Consider the following 26,533-nt stretch of genomic DNA (forward strand, 5'->3'; position numbering starts at 1 on the left):
CTGCTACCTCCTTCCTAGTAAGCCATGAGGCCATCAGCGCCATTATTCAAAGCGTCTACAATCGTTGCATTCAAATCATCCAATACGTTAGCATACTGGCCAGCGTTGTTAATTGAGTCAATGTTGGTGACAATCTCTGGTTTCAAGGTAATAAAGTTCTGTTGCCACTTCATGGTCGCAACGTCCTTAATTAACTTGATGTATTCATCGTCCAGTTTGATTTCATCTTCAATCTTGCCGACTTTGTCTAATTTACCACCCGTTGGATTGTGACCGCCACCTTTTCCTCCGTCGCCTTGTTCAGGGACTGAACTTGCTGGGCTGAGTTCGTAAGGTGTTTTTCCTTGGTCTCCCAAGAAGTTGTTTCCTGCACCGTTGGCATCTCCAGCTCCTTTGAAGAAACCACCGACAGCCTTATCGATACCTTGACCGATTTCATACCCTTTATTAAAGGCTCCCATTCGGTCTCCGAGTTCAAGATAACCCAGTTGTGGAGTGTCAAGGTGCGGAGTTTCTAAACTAGCTTTGTGTTGTTTGAGACCATCTGCCAAGTGCAGACCTTCAAAGGTCTTCTTAACTTGTTTTTGCATGCTATCAATCGCACCAGCTACATCTCCTGCGAAATTAGTTCTACCAAGCGAAACCGAACCAACTGCACTGATGTTTAAGCCAAGTCCATTCAAGAAGCCAATCATGCTATTAAATCCACCAAGAACAGAGTTAATCATCCCTTCAACCGAACTAATAACACTATTGACCATGCTATCTACAAATCCTGCAATAGCTACAGCCATATCACGGCCACCTTGAGCGATATCATACCAAGCGCTTTGAACTTGGAAAGACATCTCGTTCCATAAGTTAACAGCACCAGTAACAAACCAGTCGATAAAGTCTAAAATACCTATCAAAATAGTTAAGATAGCCTGATAGAGGAACATCCAGAATGCTATTGCGGTATTAACATACCAAAAAACACCCTGTAGCATCATATTAATCACCCAGATAGCTGCATTGGCAATACTAAGAAGTATATTCCAAATGGTCATTCCTAGGTAGAATATAGCCCCTATGATGATTCCTGTAGCCGATAGGGCTGCGCCAGTAAGATTGTTAAACCATGCAACCAAGGCATAGAATAAACCAATCAGAATAATGACTGCCATAACAATCAACATGATTGGGTTCATTGCCATAACTGCATTAAAACCAGCCATAGCAGCTTTCGCAACATTTGTCGCGATACTAAATAGATTAGTCACTATACTTGCTGCATTCATAGCAACTACATAAGTCCCTATAGCGAATGCCACAGCGATAATAATCGGTTGAATCACAGACCAGTTATCGATGACAAATTGAGCAATCGGCGCTAACATACTCCAAACAGCCCCAATCATATCCATGGCAAAGATAACTGCTTGAACGACATATTGAAGCACTGTGGCTACAATTTGGGCAAATTGTTGGAAGGCGGACGAGTTCACTATCTGATTTATCTTAATCGATATTGGCTCAAGCGCCTTGGTCACAAAGTTCAGGAAGTTCTGCCATGCCCTGCCCCAAGTTAGGGGCATATTACGAAACTGCTTGTCAATCGTATCGCTTGCTTCCAGCATGGCAGTTTTGACAATGTCGGCCGTAATCTTCCCGTCTGCTCCAAGTTTCTTAACCTCGCCACGGCTAACCCCTAGCTTATTGGCAATAGCTTGGATTAATGCTGGTGAAGTTTCAGCAAGAGAACGCAACTCGTCACCCTGCAACTTACCACTAGCCATCGCCTGAGTAAGCTGAAGCATGGCGTTTTTTTGCTCTTCAATGCTTGCCCCACCTACTACAAAAGATTTGTTCATGGTTTCCAAAAAGGCAATTGTTTCGCCATTGTTTTGGAAAACATCGCCAGCCTGCATCCGCATCTTAGCGACACCGTTTGCCATGGTTGTGTAGGCTGAACCTGTACGTTGTGCAGATGTATAAATAGACTTTTGTAACTCCTCTGTCGACTGCGTACCATCACGGATCATATCTAAACGAGCGTGCATATTAGCATACTCGTCTGACATACCTATAGTTTGTTTGGTAATTTTACCGACTGCAAAACCAGCTAAAGCGGTCTTCAACAAACCTTTCAAAGATACTAACCTACTTAATTTGTTAGAAGCGTTATTAGAGGCATTCCCTAAATCTATTAGAGCCAGTTCTTCTTTTTTGAGCCCTGCAGCTGCTAAAGTTGCACTATTTACAAATCTACCGTTAATATCAATGAGTCGCCCAGCTTTATTGACAAAATATTGACCAGAATCGCCAGCTTTTTTCATAGCGGATTCTTGATCCTTCATGGCTTTATCTATGCCAGAACCTGCGTTTTTGACACGCTCCATAGTCGCATAGATTTTATTTAAAGTGCCTGTGACTCTATCGGTCAAAGACATGGTTGTTTGTATATTGGCCAATAGAATCACCTCACTTCTTCATTCTTTTACGTTGTTTCGCCTCTTCGTGCATGACTGCAGCGAAAAAGGCTTTTTCTTCTACATCCATATTCACAAATTCACTAGGGCGAATGTAATAGTTTACGAGGGCGAAGTAGGCAAGTTGTGCCTCCGCGTCCTCTTTTATTAGTTTTTTGCCTCGTCAACCTTGTCTTGGAATGTTTGGTTGATACCGCTGAGTTCGGTCACAGCTTCCAAAATCAAGGCGCTTTCGCCCCAGTTAAACATAGTACCGAATAACTCAGAAGCTCCCATTGCTCCATAAGAATCTTGCAATTCTTTATCGTTAAGATCAGGAACCACGATAGACGCAATACAGATTTCACGGTTATATTTAACACCGTCAAAGACACGCTCTTGGCGTCCATTACGACCAGGCTTATTCACAAAGCAACGGTCATTGATTAAGTCCGCTTCACGAGCGCTCAACACTCGAATTTTAACTGGTTCCTCAAAAGAAGGAAGCAAGACATCCTTAGTCTCTTCCCCTTTTTTGTTTTGTTTCAAAAACGCTTGTAATCCACTCACCACTATTTCCTCCTTGTGTTAGTATGTAATTTCTTGGAATTCTGATAAGATATCAAAATCTTGGAATGTGAAGTCGGTTTCTTCGTCAATGACCTCATCTGCTGATCCATCTAGTTTAAAGATAAGTGATTCTTTGAACAGAACACCTTTCAAAACAATTGTGTAGCGACCTGCACGAGATGTACGGTCTTCATTGGTACACTTGATATCAATACGAGGCAGTAAGCCGTTTTTGACGTATTCAAGAGCCATCTTCTTCAATTCAGGACGATGGTAATACATCTTCACAGTTCCTGTACCTTCTGCACCGACAATCTTACCACCCTTCATACGAGAGTTCAGAGGGGTAACATCAGCTTTTGTGTATTCAATTTTCGCTTCTAGAGAGATAAGCTCTGCTAGTTCATATTGCTTGTCATTGATTGTAAAGAAGACCGTTCCTTCTTTAGCAGACAAAGCATCTAATTGGTTCATAATAGCCATTAGCTAGTTTCTCCTTTCTTAATCACAGATAACCGTCATGTACAAGATTTCCATAGCGTCTGTCAAGACAACTGGCAAGTTAACCACGACGGATTCTTTAGTGATACCTTGTGAAATCTCAATATCTTTAGCTTGGTACTCCAAGGCTTGCTTTTGAGCAAGTGGGTCAAGAACCATTGTGATGATTCGTTGTTTAAACAACTCACGACCATTCACGTTGTTTGGTACTTTACCGATGAAGTAGTTTTCAAAGATGTACTTGACGTTAGCATTGATATTATCCATTGTACGAACAAGTTTGTTCTTACCAAAGATACGACTGTGTTCTGCCGTATAGCTAGTAAATGAGTTCACATCTGACAGGATAATAACTTTTTCATTTCGATAAGCAAAGATAAGCTGACCTTTATTGATGAGCTTTTCAGCCTCTGCTTCGTTCTTACGCTCACAGTCGATAGCGCCTGGATAAGACTTGAATGTATTGGATTGCAAGCCAGCCCCTGCGTACTTACCAGCTACGAAATATACACAGTCCTTAGCGCTTAATTTCGTACCATCGCTCAAAGTAACCCCGTTACCCACTGATACAACACCTTCATCGTCAGCATCCGTGTAATCATTCAAGACTGCAATAACCGAACGACCAGCGTCACGCCATTTCTTGATATGAGCCGTAACAAGTGCTTTCGTTGCACTTTCATCTGTACCCAAAGCCAAGACACGGAAGTCTTGAGTATCGAGTGCATTTAGGAAATCTTCAACCTCTGAATTAGTTGTAGCTCCATCGGTACCACCTTCAAGCAAGATTGTTTTATCTTCTGTTGTTAAAGTACCAGTCACATTCACATAGTCATTCTTAAATGGCAAGGCTGTGATGATTTGTTTATCAACTTCCTTTCCAAAGAAAACAGTTGTCACCTCAAAACCAGTCTCGACTTGTTTCTTGAAGATAACATGAATATGGTTACCAGCTAATCCTTTGTATTTAGCTGTAACGACCATATCGCTTTCTGTTTTCGTCGCCTGTACCCCAGTGTTGTTCACACCATTATAGACAAGGAGCTTACCAGTTCCTTTCAAGGCTTCACGAATAGGAAGAAGTTCATCAATCGGTTTACCAAATAGGCGACGGAAGTTACTTGTACCATCAACAAGTGTGAAGGCACCAGGTTCTCCCCAAGATCCAGCAATCATAACTGCTGCAATCGTATTGTCTTCCAAAGGAATAATCACATCATCTCTTGATACGAAATTGATGTAGGCCTTTGGAACTCGTTTATTCTGTACTGTCCATTGTGCCATTAGTTAGCCACACCCTTTCTCCAGTCTTCTAAAATGCGTCTTACTTCTGCTAGTGAGTATGACTGGTCGTCTTCCAGCAAAATGTTTAACAAAGTGGCATCATCTTCAAAATACTTGAGTAATGCCTCTTTACCAAATTTATCTTCAGTGGTTGGTACCACTGGTTCGGTTACATAACCTACTTCTTCATTCATTTCCATGAGAAGTTTCACCTATCCTTTCTAATATTTGCATTCTTGGTTCTTCTTCAACCCATCGAACGTATCGAGTGATTGTAAATGTGCATATCAAGTCATTCGCATTGTATTCCACCTTCAAATCATTGATAGGGTACTTATCCCCTAAATAACGAAAAGAAGGCGAATTAAACACCATCTCAATCTCTTCAAACTTTTGGTATAAGTCTGTTGTTTTTTCGGTGTAGTAATGGAGCAAGACAATAAAAACCTGCTTATCGTTTTGGTTTGCCAACCGCTTCCGAGTCACAGGTTTCACATCTACAATAAAACAAGGTGTTTTCAATCCTTGTTGGATTTGTTCATCATACACCTTGCACCCAAACACATCTTTGAGTTGCTTGATGACGAGTGGTCTAATACTATAATCCACCTAGTTCCTCCTTTAGCCTCTCTTCGATTTGTTGCGTGATTTGTGGGATTTTCTGTTTAATCTGTTCTTCTGTCAGCCTCATCATGAAGCGCCCTTCTACCCAAGGTTTGACCAAGCGTTTGCCAATTGCAGGGACATAACGCCCTACTTGTTGGCGGTGTCCGCTTTCAACGAAAGAAGCATACTCCATAGGGTTAAATGCGATAACCTCGTACACGTTTCCGTTTTTGGTCACTTCTATCTTCCATGATTGATTGAGCTTACCAGTTAGGCCCTTTGGTGTTCGTTCCTTAACCTCTTTCAAAAAGGCTAGGCCGATATCTTTAGCGGCCTGCATAAACTCAGAATCAATGATTGCCTGAGCCCGTTCAAGTCGTTTCAAGAACTCTTGAACATCACTATCATCATAACCACTCATGTCGTCTCACCACAATTTCTTGATGCGTGACATAGACCATCGGGTCTTCACTGGTCAGGTACTGAACACCATCCACGACCAATTTACTACCAGCTTTGATAGTAAATTTAGGCGGACAGAAAATCTTGTGTTCTGTCTTGAGTTGGTGCGCTTCATTCTGCTCAGTATTCACTAAGTTACGAACAGAGACACGACAAGGAACTTTCTTGTAGATTTCTTTGAACTCTACAAAGTCAGCTCCGTTTGGGTTCGTACTCTCGACAGAAGCAAACACATCCATCTTTTTATCATAGGTCCATTCAATACTTGGTCTTGCCTGAGATAAGACATCATTGATATTCATCCTACCACCTCAACTTTCTGAACCGCTGTAACTGGCTGGTAAAGTCCAGCAAGACACTTTCAGCACGTCTGGCAAGGTCTGACTTAGCCAATTCGACACGAGTATCTCCGACGGAAATATTCTTGCCTTGGACAGCTTGGTCAGGATTACAAACAACATAAACCATCTGAATGGCCACAAATCGCAACTCTAAAGGAAAATCCTCACGATTACAGTAGTTAAGAATGTTCTGCATGACTTCATCGACCACTAAATCTCCTGGATAGCCTGTATAACGTTGTTCGTACAAGTCAATTAAGGCTTGTCTAGCATCTTCGTTATGCTTTTGAATTTCTTCCGATGTTCTCTTCTCCATCAGCAGAACCTCTCTTTCTACTTATCGTCTTTAGTGGATTTTTTAGATAGTTTTTCAAGTTCAGCTAGAGCTTGGTCACGTTCAGCAACTACTGCTTTGTACTCTTGAATAGTGTAAGTACGTCCGTTAGTCGCTGGCTCTACTACTACATACTCACCATCTTGGATTTCAACCACATCGTAACCATCTTCAAGGAAGGTTACTTTTTCTAGTTCATCAATATCTAGTACACGATTGTCTTTTTTTACTGTTAACATTTTCTATCCTCCTTCTTTAAGGTGCGACGACAAAGGCTAGACCTTCATGTTTAGTCTGGAATAGCAATACATCATCGTAAGATTGTTCGTAGTACAAGTAGTTACCGCTTGAAGAAGCGCTTGGTGCGTCAAGTCCTACAAATTCATATTTTTGCGGCGCTGCCATACACGGGATGTGAATCAAGAAGAAATGGATTTGTTTAGCAGTTGGATCAACCTTAGCTCCATTTGTGAAGTTGTACAAGGTTTTCATACGGTCAGATGGAATAGCTGTCTCAATCGTCACATCATCCAAACGACCAACCGAACGGTCAATCACTGTACCTTGGCCGTGGATATTGACTGTACGTCCAAATTGCTTGATGTTCTTGATCATACGTTTAACAGTTGGTGTACAGAAAATAACACGACCTTCTGCTGGTACTCCAGCTTCGTCCATTTGTTCCATCAACTCATCGAAGGTTGCGAGGAAGTTTTCCTCAGTCAAATTCAATGACTTAATTTGTTTACTTTCTGCATCAAGTGCTTTCTTACGGGAGAACAATTTAGATACCATAAATTTATCCATTTCTGGAACTTTTTCAGTATCGTTGAATGTTTTAGTGATGTTAGCAATGGAAGTAACATAGTTAGTTTCATCAACATCTGATGGGTCTACTAGTGTTGACCAGTAACGCTCATTAGTCAATGTGTATGTTTCCCATTGGTTTTCATAGTTAGCGTCAATGTTCGTAATCGTGCGACGTGTACGGTCTTTACGCCCTTCCTTAATCAGAAGGCGTGGTACTTTTACTTCTTTAGCGCCTGTGAACTTCAAAAGTGTGTTGGATGGAGAATTCCAAAGTTTTTGAGTGAATAACAGTCCGTTTTCACTATAACGATTTTGCAAACCTTGTTGGTAAGCCTGTGCATAGTTCAATGTTGCTGGCATATCTGTTCCTCTTTTCTATTTTTTGATTATAGATCTGACGTGAACGCATTAATCATCTGCGTTGTCAGGTCGTTAGCAACTGTTTCTTCTTGTGTTGTTCCTTGCGGCTTAGCACCAGCAATATGTGGTTCTACAGCCTTTTCTGGAGCAAATAAAAAGCCTTTAGATTCTTTCAAAGCCGTCAACTGTTCATCTAATCCAGTCACCGCTCCGTTGTCACCTAATCCCAATTTAGACTTATCTAGTAGACTAGACACGATTCCAGCGTCATGAACCTGACCGCTCAAGTGCATTTCAATAGCATGATCTAGTTGCATTGTCTTGAGTTGTTGTTCATGTTCCTTCTGTTGCGTCTTGTACTTACTGTCCAAGTCTGAGTATTTTTGTTGTAGGTCAGCATTGCCTTCAGCGTCTTGTTTGAGCTGTTTCATGTCCTTATCACGCTCTCTCAACTGGTCTTGCAAGCCCTTGGCATTATCTTCTGCAGCAGATACCTTTGCTTGTAGGTCCTGTGTTGATTTCCCGTGTTCAGACATAACTGCTTCAACTTGTTCTTCAGTCAATCCTAACTGTTCCAAAAATTTACGATTCATTTCTTTTCCTCCTGTACGTTTGTTTAACGTGGCAACGACCACGACATCTTGGTAAAGTAAAAAAGCCTTTTAACGCCATGCTCAGGGCGAAAGACACTAGTCGATTTGAACTAGTTTAGCGATTCGGTTATGTAAGTTTCTGATTTTTCGCTGTTCTTCTATGTGTAGCACTAGCTTTGTTGTAATGACGGTTACAGCAATTGTTAGTGCTATTTTTGTATACATCCTCAAGGTAATACCTCCAACATATAAATTTAACCGTACGGGATTCCATACGGTTAGAGCATAAGAAAACCGCCTCGATTTCGATGCGGTTAGTTTTATAATTCGATTCCTTCGATTTCTGATCGAACTTCGAGCCAGTATAAATACTGACCCATGGCACGTTTTTGATTTCTTAAAACTTCAATTGAGTATTTTGGCTCAAATTCAAGCGTACCAGCTTCGTATTTGATAACCATTTTATGTAATTTTGTATATTTATCCTTAAGCGAATTATACTCATCGATAAAGCGTTCTTTCCAATCTTCCATTTTTAGTTCCTTTCTTTTACGTTTCTATAAGGATAACTTCGCAAGCTACCACTGAAATTCTTTTTACAACCAATTCACAATCCAAAAAATCGCTTGGATAACCTCCATCCAAATCATTGTTATTGTGGCAAACTGAAATGTCTTGTTGTTCATCTATCACTTCACAAAGTTCTTTAACTTTCATTATTCTGATAACTCCAAAATTGATTCTTCCGTATCTGTAAACTGTACAGCCTCAATCACTACTGGTTTTTTACGATATTTCATTTCTCGCTCCTTTCTAAGCATAAGAAAAAGCACTTAGATTTCTCTAGGTGCTCAAGAGTAGTGGACGGTGTGCCTGTCCCGTCATCTCATACTATGAAGTTGCGTAGCGACACTATCATCTCTACCTCACTTCTCTTTAGAATAATTATATCAAATCTATTCATTTTTGTCATAGATTTTTTTGTTTTTCTTAAGTAGTCTTTTCAGAGTTTTGTCAGACACTCTCATAGCTGTTATTATTGAATTGTCAAAGTCTGTATTCGATAATCTAACAACTACATTTACACTATTCTTAAGACTTTTACCTAAAACTAAAATGCTATTATCGTTTTTATGATCTATCAAAATCATATCAGGCTTTTTAATCACCTCATGAACAATTCCCTCTACATCATCACCTATATCAGAATGACCTTCCAATATATGTTCTAACCGTTCAGGTCTCAAAACTATTCTTGAGTTATTAAAGAAACCAAAGTAGTTTAAAACTTTTTCTTCAGCTACTTTAGGTAATCTTTCTTCAAACAAGATATCACTAGTTGTTTTAGAGGACTTTCTAACACCTCTAAGAACGGCTTCCCCTTCACGCTCCCATCCTGCAAAAATTTCGTCCAGAGAACGTTGCTCAGTGGCTAGTTTTACTGAGCCGTCGTTTTGCAAGATATCAAAGTAAGGACTAGGTTTATCGGACTTAACTGCAGGCCTGATAGTAGAACGGCAACGGACATGGAATGGAGGTGCGGTTCGACCTGGTTCATATTCCTTAACAGAATGAACCTCGTGATTTTCTAACCTGCAAATCTCACTTGTACGACTGTCTAATACCGCTACGATTTCGTAGTGGTCACCACCTAATTCCTTAATAGTATCTAGCGTTGCAAGATTATTATAAAAGGTCGTCTCAGTCCTGACAAGCGTATCAGCCCTATGATAGGCGACCCCTGTACGTTCAGAAAGAGCTCTAGCCATTCTATCAATAGACCAACCGCCTGTTAGGCCTTTATTGATTATATCGCTGATAGATTTATAAACAGCTGCATCATGCCCCCACACATTCGTTGAGAATGTTTTACCACTCCAGTTACTAGCCATCTTATGCTTAACTGCATCGACACCCAATATTGGTTTCTCGATGATTCCGAAGTGTGCCAAGTTCTTAGCTTGATGGATTTTACCTTTGATGTAGACGTCGCTCAGAGCCTCTGTGACCTTGTCATGTATGCCATCTGGCTTCCCGTATAGTTCAGCTGTTAGACGCTCAATTTCGGCAAGCAAAGCCTCCTTGCGACTAATACGATGGCGATATCCCAAGGCGTCCAACAAAGGTGTCGGTGTGTCAGGATTTAAGGCCATCTCACGGAATCTTTCAAGAGTTACATGCTTAAACTCTCTACGCTCTTTATCTGTCAGATATTGCTTGGCCTCTGCATGAGTCATTTTATTATCAACTGCATACCTGGCATAGAACTTCTCAATCTCAGAAACCAGCTGGTGTTTATAATCTGCTAAGGATTGACCAATCTGAGCCATATACCTATCAGCAACTATCTGAGCGTTTTGTTCCTGTTGTAAAGCTCGCTCAGTCCAATACTCATCTATCTTTTTCTTGTTCTCGGTCGTCATAATCTTCATCTACCTTTTTGAAATTGGTCTGAGAGTATGGATCTTGTCCTTGTTCCTGTTGTTCTTTCAATCGTTTCTCAACCTCTGGTTGATACCATGGATGTTGTTCACGAATGCTTAGATCGTCTAAGATACCGATTGAGTTTACACAATCTTGAATGGCTTCAGACTCATTTGAAATGATGTCACGGTTAAAGACATAAGTAAATTTAGATGAATCAAACACCACTCCTTTGTTAGCTGCATACTGTTCTACGAACCAAAGGAATTGCTTGATACCTTTTTGGAACTCATTTTCTAGCTCATTACAGTCCAAATCAAGGTCTGTATAGCGCCATTTAAGAGCCTGACCACTTGCATTGCCTAAATTATCATCTTGGGTATCAATGGCTCGTGCAGCCTCATACAAGAATTTACGAGAGCGTTCGATATCTGCTTCAACTCCGCTAGTATTATTGTCTGCTTGTAGGGTATCCACACCACCATCACTAGAAACCTTGATAGAGCGGAACTTATTCAGGTTATTCATGAACTCACCCAAGTCTGCGCCCTGATAATTTTTCAAAACATAAATCAACTTCGGCATATCTGCTAGCATATCAGCGTTAGTAGACATTTGAAGTTGAATGTTATCAATCAAAGACTTGGTTTGGACTAAAAGACCGTCCTCATACTCGTTGTAGCGGAATGGAATCAGAGGCACTTTCTCCCAAGTATAAGGAATCCGTGTACCGTCTGCATTGACATAATAAAAATTCCCCTTTGTCTCCTTAGACAGTGGATTTAGTTCGAGGTGTGAACCTGTCCAGATATAATCTGTAATTCCTTGTTCATCGTAGTATTCTACAAAAGTTTTAGTCTTCTTCACTCCGCTTTCGTAGACTGCTTGTTTGTAGACACGCACAAAGGCAAATAGTTCTAAATGACGCTCATCTTTCCAAAAAGGGATAATCTGTTCACTTGGAATTTTAAACAAGCGTAGACGGCCGTTCTCATCGTAATAAGGCAAGCCATAAGCTATCCCTTTCATCACTGCTTCCTTACCGAGCGACTTAATCGTAGATAAAAGGTCCTCGTCAAATACGCTATCTAAAAAGTCTTGTGAATCTTCTCCCTCAAGCGAGATTGTCGGTTGTTTAGAAAACAAATAACCGACCTTCTGGTCTACCAACTTCTTAAACAAACCTAATTCAATCCTTGAGTTCGTCCGCCAATCAACATCTACTTTCTTATTTCGAATATCCGTGCGATTTCGATAGTAGTTGTAAGCCTCTTTCATCGTGCTTACCTTCTCAGAATTCTGATGTTCTTTTATCTCAATTTCCAGTATTTCGTTTTGGGTTGTGTTCTTAATCAACAACCGCCTGATTAACCATTTAAACCAATTACTCAACATTTCTCCTTCTCCTACCAGAATGATATTCCTGGTTGTCTCATATCGTCTTCAAACGCATATCTAGTAGCGTCGATTGTGTGGTCATTTACTTCTTCTAGTTTAGGCTTGGGATTCCCATCACGGTCAACTGCATAGTCGGCACTTTCGAACTCTCGTGCAATGTTCGGTGTGCGTTCTGGATCTATCACAATGGCATCCAAATCATCCAGCCAGCGTTCTCCATACTCACGACTATCAGGACCTTTCTTAGCACCTTGAACAAGTGGAATATTCAACTGCAGTTTCAATTCATCAATCGACTTAGGCTCTGCACTATCACAGGTTATCATCTGAGATTGATAGCCTTTCTCACGGATTCTTTCAGCCAATTCACGGTTGCTAATCTTCACGCCATAAATCTCATCAATAGCATAGATAACACGTTTCTTCTTGTCGTAATGCCATCTTACAAAAGCCAGAGGGTCATTGGCATATCCAAAGTCGTTACCTTGTCGAATATTATCAAACCTTGCTATCTCCTCATCTGTAATCTTGCGGAATACCAGATTTTCAAACGGTGCTACACCAGAACCGATAGCCTCGCCCAGATACTCCCAACGGTAACGTTTCTCTGAACGCTCTCTCGTAGCCTCTGCTTCTTCTATAAAGGCTTGGGATATATATGGGTTATCCAAGTAAGTTGAATGGTGTACGTGGGTATTAGGAGGCTGTATGACGCTCTCGTATTTTTTATTTACCCAAGACTGTTTTCTTTTCGGTGGATTGTAAGAGTAAAAGAACTTATAAAAAAGACCATCAGCCAATTCTCCACGAAGAAGCGAGTTGGTGATTGTCTTTACTTCATCTTCAGTTTTAAACTCAGCAAGCTCTTCAATCCAGCCTATTGCGAATGAAAAACGGCTGTCTTTCAAGGATTTAATACGTTCTGGATCTTGTGCACCACGGAAGATAATATAATTCCCTCTTGGGATATAGGTTATCTTCAAAGGGGATTTATTAAACTTAAATAAATGACTAACCCCTTGCTCACTAATCGCCCATTTCAATTGCTCGTAAACCGATTGTTCTAGCGTATTATCTGTCTTACGAACACACACCGCATTGACTGGATAGCGCATGATCAGTTGAATGATAGTGTGTCCGATGTCGCTGGACTTACCAGAACCACGCCCACCTTTTTCAACCACATGTAAGATTTTAGGGTCTAACGCTGCACGCCACATAGAGTAAAAAGCCTTTGGGATAAATTCGCTCATTCTACGCTTCATCGCTAACTCCTATATCATCAACGAATTGAACAGCCGAAGACATCTCGATTTCTTTTCTCTCTAAATACGCACCATTCACTTTGAATATATGATCTAGGGAACGTTGTCTTTCTTCAATTGTCGGAGTAAATTCATAAGTCGTTTCCGACACCTTTACACCTTCTTCATTCTTTACAATTTTCTTAGAATACCCTTGTTGAGTTTCCCCTCTAGCAATACTAGCAGAGATTGCCAAGGCTTCTGCGATTGACATCGAACGTTCGTCAAAAAGTTCTTCAGTACGTTTTTTAATGTATTCAGAAATCTCAACATTTTTCAACAATCTTTGCCCTATGCTATATGCCGTTTTCTCTGAGTAACCCACCTTAATAGCGGATTGTGTTGCGTTTCTGCTGATGATGTACTCATCTGCGAATCGTCTTTGTCTTTCATTCAATTTTCCATCACCACCTTTCGACAAAATAAAAAGCCACTCAAAGAGTGACTGTATGCGGTAAGTGGGTGCCTCCCCCACCAGAGCCTTATATAGCGCTACTTTATCTCTGTCCTACAGGTTAATCAGCCTAAATCTAATTACCGCCCTGTACCCCTATTGTGATAGCTACTCACAGAGATACAATTGGAACGACAGGACTCGAACCTGCCTACGTTTCAGACTCTTTATAGTCATATCGCTCCACCAACTGAGCTACGTTCCAACTGCAAGGCGACTACTACCTTACGTGTTAATTAGTAATTAATTTGAAAGTTTTCCTTTTTTATTTTTTGTAGTCTTTAACGGCGATGCCCGGAATCGAACCGAAGGAAACATAGGAGAGAAATCACTTACCTGTCACCGCCAAAACGAGGCCGAAACCTCGGAAAAATATAATAAAGTATAAAGGAGACGTCAATGAACGAAATAGAGGGAGGGATTCGAACCCTCAATGCCCTTTACGACACCCTGATTTCAGGTAACCATCTACCAAATTCTGAGACCTCTCTTTTCAATTCTTGACACTACCATTCTAACAGATTTTAGACTTCATGCGCATTCACTTTAGCTCACTTTGTCTATGATTGCCTCCTCTAGTTCGGATTCAGCCTGTTTGCGTAATCTGTAATAAGTTGCCTTACTAATTCTCAAATTGTCGCAAATATCCTCAATGTAAGTCTTAGTAATGTAAGTCATTCTAAGGACAGACCTGCTTTTTGGATTTTTAAGCCTATTGATCATTCTACCTAATTCAAGTTTTCTGTTAATAACCTCTTTAGTATCCTGCTCTATAGCCTCTTTCATCACTACCAGCTGAGTATAGACATCATCAACTTTTCTAGTTTGTCCACCTTGGACTTTGACACCTGACCACTTAGGACTTGAGAGCAAACCTGCCTCAAGCTCATTGATTTCATCTATACGGCTTTGGATGTCCATGTCAAGGTCTTGTAATTCTTTCAATAGCTCTTTAGCCTTGTTCACTCTCTATCTCCTTTGTGATATAATAATATTATTGAGATTATAGCTGAGGCAGAAAGTGCCTTGGCTTTTTTATTTTATTCTTTATTCGTGATCACACTACCTGCACCGTTAACAGTGACCCAGCCATGCTTCTCTCTGGCTTCTGCTTCTTTCATTCGAATAAGATTATCTGTGATTGAGTCTGACTTAGCTTTGTTGGCCTTGGCTTCACCTTCTGCTTTGATGATGCCTGCGTCTGCTTCGGCTTGAGCTTGAACTTTCTTGGTATCGGCTTCAACCTTAGCTTTCTCCTGTTCCTGCTTAGCAGTGTCAATTTCTTTTTGTTTTACAGATTCATTTTTGATTGCCGCCTCAATCTCATCTCCTGCATCTTGGTCCGTGATCGTGAAAGATACAAACTCTAGATCATAAGACTCAAATTTTTCTTTAAGAGCTTTGTCGATCATTTCATAAACTTCTGTACGCTTATTACCGAGGATATCGTAAATATCGTAATTTCCTGTTACAGATTCAATAGCACGCTGAACAGCAGGAGATACTACACTATTATTCACGTTTTCTAAGTCTGTGTAATTAGAGAAGACTGTCATAGCCTTTTCTTTATTGACTCGATATTTCACATCAATATTGGTGTTGAGCCATTGACCATCTTTTGTCTGAGTCGTGATTTTCTCCATTGTTTTTGTTTGAACAGAAGTGGAGAGAGTGTAAACCTTGTCGATAAATGGCATTTTTAGATGATATCCTGTTTGCAGGGTATTTTCTTGAACACCTCCAATTGCGCTAACCTTAACTCCAACCGTATTAGCTGGGATACGCTTCACGGCCGTGAGACGAAAAATCCCAAGTGAAGCAACAGCTGCAACTGTAATGATACCGCCCTTAGCAAGTTTTGTAAGTGTCGTTTTTCCTGTTTCGTGATTGTATTGTGTAAACATTGTTTTTACTCCTTTTTTAAATTATTTTCCCATCAAAAACTAGTGTTATTGTACCTGTACCATCTTTGTGTTTAGATACTAAAGCACGACAATCTGAGCCTAATTCAATACCCTCAACTGTGATACTGCGCTTTATCCTATCAACATTGATGATTGTTCCCATTAATGTTTTAATTCTCATGCTCCATCTCCTCGATAAGCCAGTCAAGGTTCTTTCTAGCTTTCTTCAGGTCTTCAAGACCGTTTTTCTTCTGGAATCGCAGTTGATACTTCAAGGCATTTCCAAGATAAAAGCCTTTCAGCTGTTCTGGTGTCATAAAATTCCTTAAAGCATCTATAGATTCCATGCCAAATCTGCCTTGGTAGTGATTTGGTTTGTTTATGTTATCAATTATTTCTGGGTACATTTGATAGCCTCCAAAAGTTCTGTATTTTCGTAGACGTTGCCGATGATTTCGTTTTCGTCCGTCTCTGACCACAAATAGCTAGCTAATTGCTCGCAATCATTCATAATCAGCCAAGCTCCCTCAATCATGATTACAACACCTGTGATTGTTTCATTTTCCGTTATTGGCTGGGTTCGTACTTGTCTAACTATATCCCCCTCAAAGATTTCTTTGCCGTTCTTGTCAACCAATCCTGTTGATTGCATGAGCACTAAATCTTCCGCTGAAACCATGTAAGTAATTCCATCCCCAATACAATATAACTCATCCTCTAGCCAACTGATATGGTCGATATAATTATCCATTTTCTGTTCTTTCTTCAACCACGCTCTAAATTTCGGTATCATACCAAATCCTCCTATTCCTTTTTAAAATAATTTTATTTGTTTTTCATAATCATTGAGTCTCTGTTTAGCAAGATTAAAGATGTCTCTATCTAACTCGCAACCGACATATTCAAAACCTAATTCTTGACAAGCGATTAAGCTACTTGCTGAACCAACATGAGTATCAAGAATCTTGTCTCCTTCTTTTGCGTAAGTTTGAAGTAACCAAAGATAAAGACTTATCGGTTTTTGTGTCGGATGGATTCTAACCTCATTTAAGGCCTTATTCCCTTGTTGTATATGACCTTCAGATATCGACTTTCCTTGCATCATACCATTCCACATATAGCGAAACAGCCGTATACTATCATGTAAGCTGCAGTACGCTATCTCACAATCTGAGAAACTTGACTTGCCATTAACTTTGTCCCACACGATACGGCCAGGCCCGAAAGAGTAGTCGAAGTAGTTCACACCCCAAATGATTTGATTTTTTGAAACTCTAAATAACTCATCAAAATAATCTCTATTTGGAATTTTCCACTCTGATGTTTTGCCATACAGTCTATTGACGCCAATCGGACTGACTTTTCGACCATAGTATTCTCTTTTTTCTGGACCGGAAAAATATGGGGGATCTACAATAGCTAAATCAAAGTAGTTGTCAGGATATCTTTTCATAACGTCCATACAATCTTCGTGAAGAAATAATTTCACAGCAACACCTCATCCCCTACTTTTACTTTATCGTACACGTCCTTCGTAACCACGAACACGCCATAATCACGAATCGTAAGCGTGTATAGTTTTCCATGTCGTCCTTTCTCGACGACTTTACCGAATATCTCAGCGCCTGCGTTATCCGCCTTGTAGATAACCATCGGGCGTTTTTCTTCTAATTTTTTAATGTGTATGCTCTGCCAGATATTCAATCCAGCAGACAATAAAATCCAGATTGCGATGAATCGTTTCAATCTGTGACCTCCTTGATTGTAACAAATAAGATCTTGCTGGGATTGAGCAACACAATCTCAGGACCAAGATTGATTTCAAGAAGTTGCTTGTTTTCATAACGAAATTTTAATTCATTGATAAAATCATCTCTATCTGTTTTGAATTCTATTTGCTCGCCTCCTAACCCTATGATAAACGTTATTTTCTTCATCACTCAACCTCCTTTAACTCGCCCTCCCAATCGCTGGCAGGGTGGACGCATAATTCCGTTCCGTTGTAATAAACAAATTCCTTTTCACCATAATTATTTTCTAAAACCCAGCCTTTTATGGTTTTCACCCCGTCAAAAGCCTTGTGTGTATACTTTGCAATTTTCATCACTCCACCTCCTCAATCTCAATCCCTGGGCAATCGAATACCCAGCCGAAATTGGCTTCTTCTAGTTCTTTACGGGTGAATTTAGACCTTAATCTACTTTGTAAAAATCCCAAGAAATTTTCGTCTTTCACGCTCACAAGATACTGTTCTGCCGCTTTCACCTTCACAAGATACCGCTTCTCTTTCTCGACCTCGTAGCCGTCCAGCCATGCACGAGCAAATGTTTCTTGGTTGTCTACAACCCATCTCCAATACTGTTCATTTAAGTTAGCTTGCAATACCATCTTAGTTAGCTTCCAACCCATATCTCTTTTTTCCTCAATCCAATCCGCCACAAACTGCGGTACTTTGACTTTTCGCGGTTCGTCTAGTTGTTTGATTGTATCGATGATTCTGTCTACATCAATACAATTGATAAATCTACTTTTACTTTCTTTTAAGACGTTACAATAATCAATCAATTCCTGCTTATTCATCTTCCAACTCCTTTATTCTTTTCTTCCATCCTTTCACTTTCTTTTTAAGCAAGTCTCTTTCCTCAGACCTGCTAAAAGCAAGCGATTTGACACACGGCTCAGATAGTTCCTTGCCTCCGTCTGCTCGATTGTGCGTTTCAGTCCTTCAATGACCGTCTGTTTGGTATATTCCATGGTTTATCCTGCTTGTTTTTCTAGCCAGTTAAAGAGTAGACCGAATTGCTCCGTCACCAGCTCATCATCATTGTATTGTTTGCAAATTTCTCCGATAGACGACACAGCCCATTGCCAATAAGCATCCGTTCCGAATCCAACTTCTTGGCTCTTTTGATTGCTGTGTGCCATCCACTCAGGAATGACTCTGCTAAAGAAATCAATGTAGTCAATCTTCATGGCAATTCCTCAATTTTGATATAGATCCCGACTGTATCCGCCCAGAACTTTTCGGCAATCTCGCTGGCCACTTGGGCATCGTCTTGCCAGTATCCAAGTTTCGTCATGCAATCCTTGAGCAACTTCTGTAAATTATCTGTATCCGGCTTTGTAGTCTTGTACTGGCCATCGTAACTTTTCTTGATACGAGGGAAACACCACTTAACCGTCAGACGAATCGCTCCTTTAAATTTATCAGGAGGCACATGCTGGGCAAGCAAGCTCTCAAATTTCGCTCTGGCATTTTTTAGATCCTCTGGTTCATAAAAAATTGGCTTACCAAATCTCGTGTTTACCTTTTTTTGCTGGTGAGTTGTTGTCGGAATCTTTTGCATAGGTAAAAAGAATTCAATTACCATTTTTATAAATGCGCTCCTTTTCTTTTTAAATTTCGCTTTTAGTCCATGGACCTTGTATATGACAGGGTGCATTTTAAGCAACCCTGTCTATACAGGTATGGACATGATGGACGACAGGACATTATCTATATATATAATATATAGGTGGCTGTCCCGGACACGACCACGTTTTTATGGTCTTGTCTGTCCTTTTCAAGACAAAGACACAACCATGAATTTATGGTGTTGTCTTATTCGGACACGACCACGTTTTTATGGTCTTGTCCTTTTTCTTTTATTGAATTTGAGTTCTTGTCGAACCAATATTTTTTGGATGAATTCAATCTGCGAGTAACTGTTTTTACAGAAATTCCTAAATATTCAGCTACGTCTTCTTTTGAGGGAGGCTCGCCAAAATTCGCGTTTTCGATAGCTTCATCAAACTCTATGAGTTTTTGCTTTTTATCTTCCTTCGCGTTCTTTTTGCGAGTTTCTTTAGCTTTCATCCACCCTGGCTTATCATCATCCAGCTTAATATCCGCAAGCACGCCTGTTTCATCGAGCGCATGCACTGGATAGCTGAACCACATGTTCACTGGCTTGAATTTAGCAAACTCTCGAAGCGTACCTTCCACACGCCATGCGGTTGCTATCTGAATCTTGTTACGGACTTCTTCGAGCCTGTCTACATAAGGAGCACGAGCCATGACATCAGGGATGCCTTTTTCAAAGTGCGTTCTCATCTGCGCTGGACTTAATAGGTCATCTAGTCCGACATTCTGTTGGTAATAAGCGTTATTTCGTTCTTGCAAAGCCTGCTTGTATACTTCGCACGCTGCTTGGTTCATCCTCTGAGTAAGTAATTCCTCTGATACTTCCAGCTCGACCAAATCGATAAGCGCGTCAGGATCCCGAGCGAATACACCCGAACCACTAGCGCGGTCCATGGACTTCTTGCCACCTTGCGAACCTTTTGAGTGGTGGTGACAGTAGATAACGCTAGAGCCTAACTCTGTGGCCACTTTATCAAATTGATTCGTAAAATGTGCCATCTGGTCTGCACTGTTCTCGTCACCAGTCAGGACCTTGTAAATCGGGTCAATGATAACTGCGATATAGTTTTTCTTCAAAGCTCGACGTATGAGTTTAGGAGCCAACTTGTCCATCGGTACAGTCTTCCCACGAAGATTCCAGATATCGATATTCTGGATGCTTTTAGGTGGTAATCCCATAGCTTGATAAACGTCACGGAAGCGATGTAAGGCAGACGGACGGTCTAGCTCCAGATTGACGTATAATACACGCCCTTGAGTACAATCCCAGCCTAGCCATTTTTTGCCTTCAGCAATTGCAATTGACATTTCAATTAAAGCGAATGACTTACCAGCTTTTGATGGTCCAGCAATCAGCATCTTATGGCCTTGACGAAGGACACCTTTTATCAACTCAGGAGCTAACTCTGGCAAGTTATCCCAACTATCGGCCAATCCTTCAGGATCAGGTAAATCATCGTTCAAATCTTCGATGTATTGATACCATTCATCCCAATCGGTCTTACCGATGTTAGTATCTACTAAGAATTGCTTCTGTCCATTACGGATGAACCCAGGCATACGAGATAGTCTACTTGGATTTCGATTCTGTGTATCGACGATAATGCCGTTCTTTTGACAAATCTTATAAAGATAATCAACCCTATTACGGTATTCTTCGTAATTCTTGGCATCTACTTTGACGATGGCATGTAGTGACTTGTTTCCGCTATGCACTAAGGCAACAATCGGTAATTCAAGTTCTTTGTATATGGCGTTCTGTTTATCGATTGGCATACTGTCGGATTCGACCAGGGCATATCTGAAATCTGTCACGTTTTCATTTTTTGCACCTTTACCGTCCATTGGATTGAATCGAACCCATGCGCCGGCTTCTTCGTGATAATCACCTAGCACTGCACCGATATCGCCATTACATCTACTAAGTTCTTCAATCAATTGCCCAGCAGTCCGATCATAAGCTCCCTTAGTTGGCAGCCATTTGACAATCTCGCCTGTTTCATCGTCAGTCTTTGGATAGCATTCAGTAACGTACCCAACATTTTCGCTAGCTTCAAAGAGCGTTTCAAGGTATTTGATAATTTCCTGAACCGGATTCCAAATAGTTGGCTCATGGATTTCCTTACCTTCAATCCAGTCTTTATCAATGACACGATAATCACGATCTATTGTATCGGTCCAGCCTAACTCATGCGCGTTCTCGCTATCATAGCTGGATTGCGACACCCAGCCATTTTCTTTAGCAAGTTGGGTAATCGTCGCACCCGTCACGATAGTTCCTGCTTGTTCATTGAAAGTATCCCATTTCTTGAAGCACTCAAATTTCTTGTATCGACTATCATTTTGTGACCAGTTATCCCAGTCGGATGCTGTATATCCTTCATGTTTAAGAGCCATACCGACATTGACCCACGTCTGATAATCTACCGTGGCAGGATTGATGTAATCCAGCAACGGCAACAAATTAAAATCATTCTCTGCCACTATCTCCTCCTTCTTAATTTAGTACATATTCAGCTGGTCGCACGCTTGTCGGAACTCTCCAACCATTAGCTGCTATGCGATTAATCATATTTTTAGCTTCTTCGAACGGCCACATTCCCACACCTTTGAAACCGTATCTTTCAAGTAATCTGATTTGTTTAGGTGTTGTTAAACCTTCCGCTTGTCGCTTGTGTAATCTATCTAAATATAAAGCAGCCTTTCCAGCATTCGCGATTTCGTCAGGAAGTATGCCGTATTTCTCAAGAGCTTTAATTTGCTTATCACTAGCAGGTGCCATCTCCCATCCAAAGTTAGGTACGTAGTTTGATAAATCTTCAGCATGGATAGACATTTCAAATTGCAATGGATCCACTAATTTGCGTTTACGCTTACGCATTTCTTCCAATTGTTTGGCCAAAGCTTCCTCGCGTTGAGCGACTACGTCTTCTGCAGCCTTGACTTCCATATCTTCAAGGTCAAGCATTACACCAGTTTGCTCTTCCATGTTCTCAACCATCTTTTGAGCAACTTCTGGAGTCTCACAAATCAAGTGAGCTGGACGGCATAGCTCGTGGCGTTCTGTATGCCAGAGGAAGTCTAGCAAGAGTAATTCTTCCTTTCCTGGATGTAAACGAGTACCACGCCCCACCATCTGGCTATATAAGGCACGTACCTTAGTAGGTCTTAGCACGACTACACAGTCTACTGATGGGCAATCCCACCCTTCAGTCAATAACATCGAATTGCAAAGCACGTTGTAACGGTCTTTCTCAAAGTCTTCTAAGATTTCTGCACGGTCCTTGGACTCTCCATTGACTTCAGCAGCACGAAATCCTTTTGCGTTTAGGATATCGCGAAACTTCTGTGAAGTCTTTACCAGTGGCAAGAATACAACTGTTTTGCGGTCAGCGCATTGCTTGACCATTTCATCTGCTATCTGCTCAAGATATGGATCTAGTGCCGTCCCGACATCGCTAGCCTTGAAATCACCTGCTGACATGCTGACATTTGATAAATCTAAACTTAGCGGAATTGTCAGAGCTTTAATTTTAGATAAGTAGCCTTCTTTGATAGCTTGTACCAACGAATATTCATAAGCGAGGCTATCGAAGTAAGAACCAAGGTTTTTCATATCTCCACGGTCTGGTGTGGCAGTAACCCCTAATACATCCGACTTCTCAAAATAGCCAAGCACACGCTGGTAACCATCTGATATAGCATGGTGTGCTTCGTCGACTACAATCGTATCAAACCAATCAGGAGGAAATTGACTAAGTCGCTTCTCTCTCTGCATGGTCTGAACTGAACCGACAACGACCCGATACCAAGAACCGATAGAGGTATTTTCTGCTTTCTCTAAGGCTGTGCCAAGACCTGTCGCAGTCTTGAGCTTGTCGCTAGCCTGCTCTAACAACTCAGACCTATGAGCAAGGACAAGCACACGCTTGCCCTCTCTCACTTGGTCTTCAATGATTTTGGAAAACACAATCGTCTTTCCGCATCCTGTTGGCAATACTAAGAGCGTGCGTTTGCGACCTTTAGCCCATTCAGCTTGAACAGCTTCCCGTGCTTCCTGTTGATAAGGTCTTAATTGCATCCCTTACCTCCTAGAATTGCCCAGCTTGGTATCCAGCTTGTCCTTGTGGTTGTTGCGCAAAATTCGGCTGCTGTGGTTGTTGATAGCTTGTTTGTGCAGCTTGCCCTGGTTTTTGATTCAATACTTTTGTGTAATCAACATCTTCAGGATAGAGCATGGACTTAACTTCGTTATAATTATTTTCCTTGTATTGTCGGATTCCGACCTTACATACACCAGTTACGCCGATGATTGTATTCCAGTTCATGCGAAGTGGTTCGCCTTTTTTCTTTTGGCCAATTGCAGCAAAGAAAGCAGATAGCATTCCTTCAGTTGAGCTGTGCAGGAATAAATTGTGACGCAATTCGGTTTCGCCTTCGTTAGCTACAATCTTAATGCTGACGATAGCCTTGTTACACGCTGGCAATTTCCCGGGATTTTGTGGATTTGGCGTGTGGCGTGTGCGTTCCATACCGATTACTGTAAAGTGGTATAAACCGTCAGGTAGTAGGACGTATTCCGAGTCTTTTTCAATCGTATCTTCCCATCCGAATTCGCGTTCAAAGTTGTTGTATTGTTGTTGTGTCATGCTGTTTTTCTCCTTATGCTAAAATTGTGATTTTATCGTTGTTTGCAAGTTCTGTTTTTAAATAATCTGAGATGTTTTTAACAGCATCTAATTTCCATTTGCCCCCATCCGCTTCAAAGAGAGCTAGATTCGCTGATTTGTTAACTCTGAATACAAACTGACTTGCTGGTTGTTCTACTTCATTAAAGGTACGATATGGTCGTAAGGTTACTGGATTTGGAGTCTTAGCCTGTGCTAGACTTGCTACACCATCACGAACAGTCACCGTTTGTGTAACGCCGTTATCTTGAGCCTCTGCCCCTTTTTCGATTTTTAAGTGACTAGCAAAATCTAAAACTAGATTGCGGTCTGCATCATTGATAAACATAGATTGCAACATAATATTAAACTCTTCCTGATTACACCAATTACTAAAGGGGATAAATGGAACAGATGCCTTTACAGATACAAGTTGAGGACGTTTGCCATATTCAATATCCACTTGATCATACACAGAAACTTTTTGATAACTTTCTACCACCACTACAAGTCTATGACCACCGATAAAGTCGTTATCTGATTTGAGATAATCCACTAAACTTTTGAGCGTTTGAAGTTCAAGAGTCGGCGCATATTTGCGGGGGCTAAGTTCTCTGAAGTCATGCTTATTGATGTCAAAATATTCCTTCCCACTTGATGAAGAAATAATTTTATTTTCTTTATCTGCTAACTCAACTGCATAAGATAATGCTGCTTTAAGATTTTCTGTCATGGTTAGTTACCTGCTTTCTTTTTGTTGTAATCAATAATATTTGTATTTTGTTGTTCGACTTTTTCGATGAGTTCCCCAGTATCTGTTCTCATATCACCATTGTCATCAAAGTAAGTTTGCCCAGGGATACCACTTTTAAGTTCATTAGCGTGGATTTTACCAGCATCATCACGACCGACAATGACAGTTGTTGCAACACCTTTCTGCGGTGCCAAAGTGGATTTTACTTCCATGCCTGTCTTAACAACTGTACGTTCATCATCTGTTGACATCGTTAGTGTGATAGTAACCTTACGAGTTGCCTTAGCTTCCGTATTTGGATCCAGGATATTATCAAGGACTTTTTCAAGTTCTTTGTCAACCTTCTCTTGTAAGGCTGTATTGGCGATTTTTGATAAATCGATTTTAATAGTTTTATCTTTCATAGATACCTCTTGTTATACCTTGCTATGATTTCTAATTCCCAAAATCTACACCGTAAAGGGTAATTCTGGTTCTTTTCTAACTTGATTTTCAATAACTTCCACAGTTGCTTGCCAATGAGCGACAATCATATCCCAGTAGTCAGTCGGAAAACTTTCAATAGGAGTCCCTAGTGGAAAATGCCCGCGAATGTAAGCAACTTTTTGAAGTTCTTCTTCTGTCACGTTTCCTTGCGCCATGAGGTCTGTCAAACTCTTTGGTAAGTTCGTGTGATATTGCTCAGGTGGTGTCTGTGGCGTACTAGGAGCTTCATTTTGAGGTTTTTCAGCTACCTGCGACATATTGAGAGGCAATTCTTCTTGAACTTGCTCAGGGGTTTGCTGTGTGGCCTGCTGAGGTGCTGGAGCTACTGGAGGTTGTGGTGGAATAGGTTGCGTTTGTTGGCTCGCAAAGATATGAGCGATTCCAGCGTAATGAAATGGCATTTCGTCAGGTAACCCATGACGGTTCTTAGCATCCCACGCTGGCCGATGGTTGGTATACATCACACGCTCACCGCCCTGCGCTTTCTTCTTACCGTTATCAGTCGTCATGACCAAGGTCTTGTAATTGGCAAATAGAACCATGTCTGCCCATTCTTTGACAAGCGGTGCCGTCTTAGAACCTGTTTTTTGGCCAAGTTTCAATTCGTATCGGTCGTAAGAACCCATCTCGTCCGGCTGTTCAAACTTCTTGATTTGAGCGTGTGCAGTCAATACCACGTTGATCCCCGTATCAACCAAATCAGACAAGCTATTCAAGAAACGCCCCATTTCTTCTTGGACATAAGTGTAACCTTTGCCCCAGCCAAAATCCTCAATCCCTTGCTTACCATGTTGCGAACAGATGTAATTAACTGCCAAAGCTTCAGCCCAATCGATCGTATCAATGACGAGTGTCCCACACTCAGTCGGATTCGCCTTGATAAAAGCAATCTCATTGATGAGCATGGTCCAGCTGGTCGGCTTGTCGAGTCGTGCCACATCCATGTTATCTGTTGACCCTTCTGTGTCGATAAAAACTGCATTTGAAAATTCAGCAGCAAACGTGGACTTGCCAATTCCTTCAGGACCGTAGATAACTACCTTTTGAGCTCGCGCCCGCTTTCCTCTTGTAATTTGCATTATTCACCTCCAAAAATCCCTTCTACCAAGGAGCGTAAAAATTTTTCTTTATTGATATCATCAACATTCTGAAGCGGTTCGTTAGGTTCTTTTCCTTCTAATGTTTCAATTAAGAATTCAGCTTTTACACGAATTAACTCGGCTTCAAAAATACGAGCCATTCCTTTGTAAATATTTTCTTCTTTAACCAAGTAGTCTTCTGGAATAATCAAAGCATCGTTTACACATTCTACCCAGCTCGCTTCATAAGCTAGACAACCTGTCCGATTTTTATAATCTGATAAAAAATATCCTGTTTTTTTGTCACGTAATACGATAAAAGTTTTTTGTTGTTTCATGATTGTTCTCC

37 protein-coding genes and 1 tRNA gene are annotated in these 26,533 nt (G+C 40.9%); all 38 read right to left on the bottom strand.

Going from position 1 to position 26,533, the window contains the following annotated elements; genetic code table 11:
- Positions 1-14 precede the first annotated feature (14 nt).
- Complete coding sequence (locus RYK12_RS04605) at positions 15-2,453, bottom strand: tape measure protein (protein ID WP_314847273.1); 2,439 nt, start codon at positions 2,451-2,453, stop codon at positions 15-17.
- A gap of 165 nt (positions 2,454-2,618) precedes the next feature.
- Complete coding sequence (locus RYK12_RS04610; protein ID WP_049500668.1) at positions 2,619-3,020, bottom strand: phage tail assembly chaperone; 402 nt, start codon at positions 3,018-3,020, stop codon at positions 2,619-2,621.
- Positions 3,021-3,038: 18 nt separating this feature from the next.
- Positions 3,039-3,503: a phage tail tube protein gene (locus tag RYK12_RS04615; RefSeq protein ID WP_049500573.1), complete on the bottom strand. Its 465-nt coding sequence runs from the start codon at positions 3,501-3,503 to the stop codon at positions 3,039-3,041.
- Between the two features lie 18 nt (positions 3,504-3,521).
- The gene (locus RYK12_RS04620; RefSeq protein WP_314847275.1) at positions 3,522-4,805 is read right to left on the bottom strand and encodes a phage tail sheath subtilisin-like domain-containing protein; all 1,284 of its coding nucleotides are present in this window, start codon (positions 4,803-4,805) and stop codon (positions 3,522-3,524) included.
- Positions 4,805-5,017: a hypothetical protein gene (locus tag RYK12_RS04625; RefSeq protein ID WP_162489583.1), complete on the bottom strand. Its 213-nt coding sequence runs from the start codon at positions 5,015-5,017 to the stop codon at positions 4,805-4,807. The genes RYK12_RS04620 and RYK12_RS04625 overlap by 1 nt, the downstream gene beginning before the upstream one ends.
- Positions 4,992-5,414 carry a DUF6838 family protein gene (locus tag RYK12_RS04630; RefSeq protein WP_049542700.1) on the bottom strand — a complete coding sequence of 141 codons (423 nt, stop codon included), beginning with the start codon at positions 5,412-5,414 and terminating at the stop codon, positions 4,992-4,994. The genes RYK12_RS04625 and RYK12_RS04630 overlap by 26 nt, the downstream gene beginning before the upstream one ends.
- A complete protein-coding gene (locus RYK12_RS04635; RefSeq protein ID WP_314847280.1) occupies positions 5,404-5,832 on the bottom strand; it encodes an HK97 gp10 family phage protein in 429 nt (142 codons plus the stop codon). The genes RYK12_RS04630 and RYK12_RS04635 overlap by 11 nt, the downstream gene beginning before the upstream one ends.
- A complete protein-coding gene (locus RYK12_RS04640; protein WP_314847282.1) occupies positions 5,819-6,175 on the bottom strand; it encodes a hypothetical protein in 357 nt (118 codons plus the stop codon). The genes RYK12_RS04635 and RYK12_RS04640 overlap by 14 nt, the downstream gene beginning before the upstream one ends.
- Before the next feature lies 1 nt (position 6,176).
- Complete coding sequence (locus tag RYK12_RS04645; RefSeq protein ID WP_314847284.1) at positions 6,177-6,530, bottom strand: hypothetical protein; 354 nt, start codon at positions 6,528-6,530, stop codon at positions 6,177-6,179.
- 17 nt (positions 6,531-6,547) lie between these two features.
- Positions 6,548-6,787: a hypothetical protein gene (locus RYK12_RS04650; RefSeq protein WP_261042743.1), complete on the bottom strand. Its 240-nt coding sequence runs from the start codon at positions 6,785-6,787 to the stop codon at positions 6,548-6,550.
- Positions 6,788-6,803: 16 nt separating this feature from the next.
- Positions 6,804-7,718 (bottom strand): capsid protein, encoded by a 915-nt coding sequence (locus RYK12_RS04655; protein WP_314847286.1) that lies wholly within the window; start codon positions 7,716-7,718, stop codon positions 6,804-6,806.
- A 26-nt stretch (positions 7,719-7,744) separates the two neighbouring features.
- Positions 7,745-8,311, bottom strand: coding sequence for a phage scaffolding protein (locus RYK12_RS04660; RefSeq protein ID WP_314847288.1), 567 nt, complete (start codon positions 8,309-8,311; stop codon positions 7,745-7,747).
- Positions 8,312-8,631: 320 nt separating this feature from the next.
- Positions 8,632-8,844 carry a crAss001_48 related protein gene (locus RYK12_RS04665; protein WP_314847290.1) on the bottom strand — a complete coding sequence of 71 codons (213 nt, stop codon included), beginning with the start codon at positions 8,842-8,844 and terminating at the stop codon, positions 8,632-8,634.
- Positions 8,845-8,860: 16 nt separating this feature from the next.
- Complete coding sequence (locus tag RYK12_RS04670) at positions 8,861-9,028, bottom strand: hypothetical protein (RefSeq protein ID WP_314847291.1); 168 nt, start codon at positions 9,026-9,028, stop codon at positions 8,861-8,863.
- Between the two features lie 239 nt (positions 9,029-9,267).
- Positions 9,268-10,734: a minor capsid protein gene (locus tag RYK12_RS04675; RefSeq protein WP_314847294.1), complete on the bottom strand. Its 1,467-nt coding sequence runs from the start codon at positions 10,732-10,734 to the stop codon at positions 9,268-9,270.
- Positions 10,703-12,130 (bottom strand): phage portal protein, encoded by a 1,428-nt coding sequence (locus tag RYK12_RS04680; protein WP_314847296.1) that lies wholly within the window; start codon positions 12,128-12,130, stop codon positions 10,703-10,705. Before RYK12_RS04680 ends, RYK12_RS04675 begins: the two co-directional genes overlap by 32 nt.
- A gap of 11 nt (positions 12,131-12,141) precedes the next feature.
- A complete protein-coding gene (locus RYK12_RS04685) occupies positions 12,142-13,398 on the bottom strand; it encodes a PBSX family phage terminase large subunit (protein ID WP_153199871.1) in 1,257 nt (418 codons plus the stop codon).
- Positions 13,388-13,834 carry a terminase small subunit gene (locus tag RYK12_RS04690; RefSeq protein WP_314847301.1) on the bottom strand — a complete coding sequence of 149 codons (447 nt, stop codon included), beginning with the start codon at positions 13,832-13,834 and terminating at the stop codon, positions 13,388-13,390. Before RYK12_RS04690 ends, RYK12_RS04685 begins: the two co-directional genes overlap by 11 nt.
- 183 nt (positions 13,835-14,017) lie before the next feature.
- A tRNA-OTHER gene (locus RYK12_RS04695) sits at positions 14,018-14,096 on the bottom strand.
- A 341-nt stretch (positions 14,097-14,437) separates the two neighbouring features.
- Positions 14,438-14,857 (bottom strand): DUF1492 domain-containing protein, encoded by a 420-nt coding sequence (locus RYK12_RS04700; RefSeq protein WP_314847303.1) that lies wholly within the window; start codon positions 14,855-14,857, stop codon positions 14,438-14,440.
- 74 nt (positions 14,858-14,931) lie between these two features.
- Positions 14,932-15,795, bottom strand: a complete 864-nt coding sequence (locus RYK12_RS04705) for an SPFH domain-containing protein (protein WP_173214531.1) — start codon at positions 15,793-15,795, stop codon at positions 14,932-14,934.
- Between the two features lie 16 nt (positions 15,796-15,811).
- The gene (locus tag RYK12_RS04710; protein WP_001220799.1) at positions 15,812-15,976 is read right to left on the bottom strand and encodes a hypothetical protein; all 165 of its coding nucleotides are present in this window, start codon (positions 15,974-15,976) and stop codon (positions 15,812-15,814) included.
- Positions 15,966-16,202 carry a DUF3310 domain-containing protein gene (locus tag RYK12_RS04715; protein WP_265476329.1) on the bottom strand — a complete coding sequence of 79 codons (237 nt, stop codon included), beginning with the start codon at positions 16,200-16,202 and terminating at the stop codon, positions 15,966-15,968. The genes RYK12_RS04710 and RYK12_RS04715 overlap by 11 nt, the downstream gene beginning before the upstream one ends.
- Positions 16,187-16,588, bottom strand: coding sequence for a YopX family protein (locus RYK12_RS04720; protein ID WP_314847309.1), 402 nt, complete (start codon positions 16,586-16,588; stop codon positions 16,187-16,189). Before RYK12_RS04720 ends, RYK12_RS04715 begins: the two co-directional genes overlap by 16 nt.
- Positions 16,589-16,609: 21 nt before the next feature.
- Complete coding sequence (locus tag RYK12_RS04725) at positions 16,610-17,284, bottom strand: DNA methyltransferase (protein WP_084887140.1); 675 nt, start codon at positions 17,282-17,284, stop codon at positions 16,610-16,612.
- Positions 17,281-17,541, bottom strand: a complete 261-nt coding sequence (locus RYK12_RS04730) for a DUF1372 family protein (RefSeq protein WP_314847312.1) — start codon at positions 17,539-17,541, stop codon at positions 17,281-17,283. Before RYK12_RS04730 ends, RYK12_RS04725 begins: the two co-directional genes overlap by 4 nt.
- Complete coding sequence (locus RYK12_RS04735) at positions 17,538-17,732, bottom strand: hypothetical protein (RefSeq protein WP_261084892.1); 195 nt, start codon at positions 17,730-17,732, stop codon at positions 17,538-17,540. The genes RYK12_RS04730 and RYK12_RS04735 overlap by 4 nt, the downstream gene beginning before the upstream one ends.
- A complete protein-coding gene (locus RYK12_RS04740; RefSeq protein WP_296173966.1) occupies positions 17,732-17,899 on the bottom strand; it encodes a hypothetical protein in 168 nt (55 codons plus the stop codon). Before RYK12_RS04740 ends, RYK12_RS04735 begins: the two co-directional genes overlap by 1 nt.
- A complete protein-coding gene (locus RYK12_RS04745) occupies positions 17,899-18,375 on the bottom strand; it encodes a DUF1642 domain-containing protein (RefSeq protein ID WP_314847320.1) in 477 nt (158 codons plus the stop codon). The genes RYK12_RS04740 and RYK12_RS04745 overlap by 1 nt, the downstream gene beginning before the upstream one ends.
- Positions 18,376-18,552: 177 nt before the next feature.
- Positions 18,553-18,768, bottom strand: coding sequence for a hypothetical protein (locus RYK12_RS04750; protein WP_314847321.1), 216 nt, complete (start codon positions 18,766-18,768; stop codon positions 18,553-18,555).
- Complete coding sequence (locus RYK12_RS04755; RefSeq protein WP_314847322.1) at positions 18,765-19,166, bottom strand: RusA family crossover junction endodeoxyribonuclease; 402 nt, start codon at positions 19,164-19,166, stop codon at positions 18,765-18,767. Before RYK12_RS04755 ends, RYK12_RS04750 begins: the two co-directional genes overlap by 4 nt.
- 230 nt (positions 19,167-19,396) lie before the next feature.
- The gene (locus RYK12_RS04760) at positions 19,397-21,682 is read right to left on the bottom strand and encodes an AAA family ATPase (RefSeq protein ID WP_314847324.1); all 2,286 of its coding nucleotides are present in this window, start codon (positions 21,680-21,682) and stop codon (positions 19,397-19,399) included.
- A 13-nt stretch (positions 21,683-21,695) separates the two neighbouring features.
- On the bottom strand, positions 21,696-23,279 hold the full coding sequence (locus tag RYK12_RS04765) for a DEAD/DEAH box helicase (RefSeq protein WP_314847325.1): 1,584 nt from the start codon (positions 23,277-23,279) through the stop codon (positions 21,696-21,698).
- Between the two features lie 10 nt (positions 23,280-23,289).
- On the bottom strand, positions 23,290-23,847 hold the full coding sequence (locus RYK12_RS04770) for a hypothetical protein (protein WP_314847327.1): 558 nt from the start codon (positions 23,845-23,847) through the stop codon (positions 23,290-23,292).
- Positions 23,848-23,860: 13 nt separating this feature from the next.
- A complete protein-coding gene (locus RYK12_RS04775) occupies positions 23,861-24,598 on the bottom strand; it encodes a hypothetical protein (protein ID WP_049542750.1) in 738 nt (245 codons plus the stop codon).
- A 2-nt stretch (positions 24,599-24,600) separates the two neighbouring features.
- A complete protein-coding gene (locus RYK12_RS04780; protein ID WP_049515385.1) occupies positions 24,601-25,023 on the bottom strand; it encodes a hypothetical protein in 423 nt (140 codons plus the stop codon).
- 45 nt (positions 25,024-25,068) lie between these two features.
- Positions 25,069-26,184 carry an ATP-binding protein gene (locus tag RYK12_RS04785; RefSeq protein ID WP_314847328.1) on the bottom strand — a complete coding sequence of 372 codons (1,116 nt, stop codon included), beginning with the start codon at positions 26,182-26,184 and terminating at the stop codon, positions 25,069-25,071.
- Positions 26,184-26,522: a hypothetical protein gene (locus tag RYK12_RS04790; protein ID WP_314847331.1), complete on the bottom strand. Its 339-nt coding sequence runs from the start codon at positions 26,520-26,522 to the stop codon at positions 26,184-26,186. Before RYK12_RS04790 ends, RYK12_RS04785 begins: the two co-directional genes overlap by 1 nt.
- Positions 26,523-26,533 lie beyond the last annotated feature (11 nt).

It is taken from the genome of uncultured Streptococcus sp. (assembly GCF_963518475.1).
Classification (GTDB): domain Bacteria; phylum Bacillota; class Bacilli; order Lactobacillales; family Streptococcaceae; genus Streptococcus.

Coding starts and splice junctions, on each gene's coding strand:
- RYK12_RS04710 (WP_001220799.1), bottom strand. CDS start 15,976: ATGAGAATTAAAACATTAATGGGAACAATCATCAATGTTGATAGGATA.
- RYK12_RS04750 (WP_314847321.1), bottom strand. CDS start 18,768: ATGAAGATTGACTACATTGATTTCTTTAGCAGAGTCATTCCTGAGTGG.
- RYK12_RS04655 (WP_314847286.1), bottom strand. CDS start 7,718: ATGCCAGCAACATTGAACTATGCACAGGCTTACCAACAAGGTTTGCAA.
- RYK12_RS04740 (WP_296173966.1), bottom strand. CDS start 17,899: ATGAAAATTGCAAAGTATACACACAAGGCTTTTGACGGGGTGAAAACC.
- RYK12_RS04645 (WP_314847284.1), bottom strand. CDS start 6,530: ATGGAGAAGAGAACATCGGAAGAAATTCAAAAGCATAACGAAGATGCT.
- RYK12_RS04785 (WP_314847328.1), bottom strand. CDS start 26,184: ATGCAAATTACAAGAGGAAAGCGGGCGCGAGCTCAAAAGGTAGTTATC.
- RYK12_RS04620 (WP_314847275.1), bottom strand. CDS start 4,805: ATGGCACAATGGACAGTACAGAATAAACGAGTTCCAAAGGCCTACATC.
- RYK12_RS04790 (WP_314847331.1), bottom strand. CDS start 26,522: ATGAAACAACAAAAAACTTTTATCGTATTACGTGACAAAAAAACAGGA.
- RYK12_RS04780 (WP_049515385.1), bottom strand. CDS start 25,023: ATGAAAGATAAAACTATTAAAATCGATTTATCAAAAATCGCCAATACA.
- RYK12_RS04665 (WP_314847290.1), bottom strand. CDS start 8,844: ATGGAAGATTGGAAAGAACGCTTTATCGATGAGTATAATTCGCTTAAG.
- RYK12_RS04685 (WP_153199871.1), bottom strand. CDS start 13,398: ATGAAGCGTAGAATGAGCGAATTTATCCCAAAGGCTTTTTACTCTATG.
- RYK12_RS04765 (WP_314847325.1), bottom strand. CDS start 23,279: ATGCAATTAAGACCTTATCAACAGGAAGCACGGGAAGCTGTTCAAGCT.
- RYK12_RS04680 (WP_314847296.1), bottom strand. CDS start 12,130: ATGTTGAGTAATTGGTTTAAATGGTTAATCAGGCGGTTGTTGATTAAG.
- RYK12_RS04755 (WP_314847322.1), bottom strand. CDS start 19,166: ATGGTAATTGAATTCTTTTTACCTATGCAAAAGATTCCGACAACAACT.
- RYK12_RS04635 (WP_314847280.1), bottom strand. CDS start 5,832: ATGAGTGGTTATGATGATAGTGATGTTCAAGAGTTCTTGAAACGACTT.
- RYK12_RS04720 (WP_314847309.1), bottom strand. CDS start 16,588: ATGATACCGAAATTTAGAGCGTGGTTGAAGAAAGAACAGAAAATGGAT.
- RYK12_RS04715 (WP_265476329.1), bottom strand. CDS start 16,202: ATGTACCCAGAAATAATTGATAACATAAACAAACCAAATCACTACCAA.
- RYK12_RS04615 (WP_049500573.1), bottom strand. CDS start 3,503: ATGGCTATTATGAACCAATTAGATGCTTTGTCTGCTAAAGAAGGAACG.
- RYK12_RS04735 (WP_261084892.1), bottom strand. CDS start 17,732: ATGAAGAAAATAACGTTTATCATAGGGTTAGGAGGCGAGCAAATAGAA.
- RYK12_RS04670 (WP_314847291.1), bottom strand. CDS start 9,028: ATGAAAGTTAAAGAACTTTGTGAAGTGATAGATGAACAACAAGACATT.
- RYK12_RS04775 (WP_049542750.1), bottom strand. CDS start 24,598: ATGACAGAAAATCTTAAAGCAGCATTATCTTATGCAGTTGAGTTAGCA.
- RYK12_RS04770 (WP_314847327.1), bottom strand. CDS start 23,847: ATGACACAACAACAATACAACAACTTTGAACGCGAATTCGGATGGGAA.
- RYK12_RS04675 (WP_314847294.1), bottom strand. CDS start 10,734: ATGACGACCGAGAACAAGAAAAAGATAGATGAGTATTGGACTGAGCGA.
- RYK12_RS04705 (WP_173214531.1), bottom strand. CDS start 15,795: ATGTTTACACAATACAATCACGAAACAGGAAAAACGACACTTACAAAA.
- RYK12_RS04660 (WP_314847288.1), bottom strand. CDS start 8,311: ATGAATCGTAAATTTTTGGAACAGTTAGGATTGACTGAAGAACAAGTT.
- RYK12_RS04745 (WP_314847320.1), bottom strand. CDS start 18,375: ATGAATAAGCAGGAATTGATTGATTATTGTAACGTCTTAAAAGAAAGT.
- RYK12_RS04640 (WP_314847282.1), bottom strand. CDS start 6,175: ATGAATATCAATGATGTCTTATCTCAGGCAAGACCAAGTATTGAATGG.
- RYK12_RS04650 (WP_261042743.1), bottom strand. CDS start 6,787: ATGTTAACAGTAAAAAAAGACAATCGTGTACTAGATATTGATGAACTA.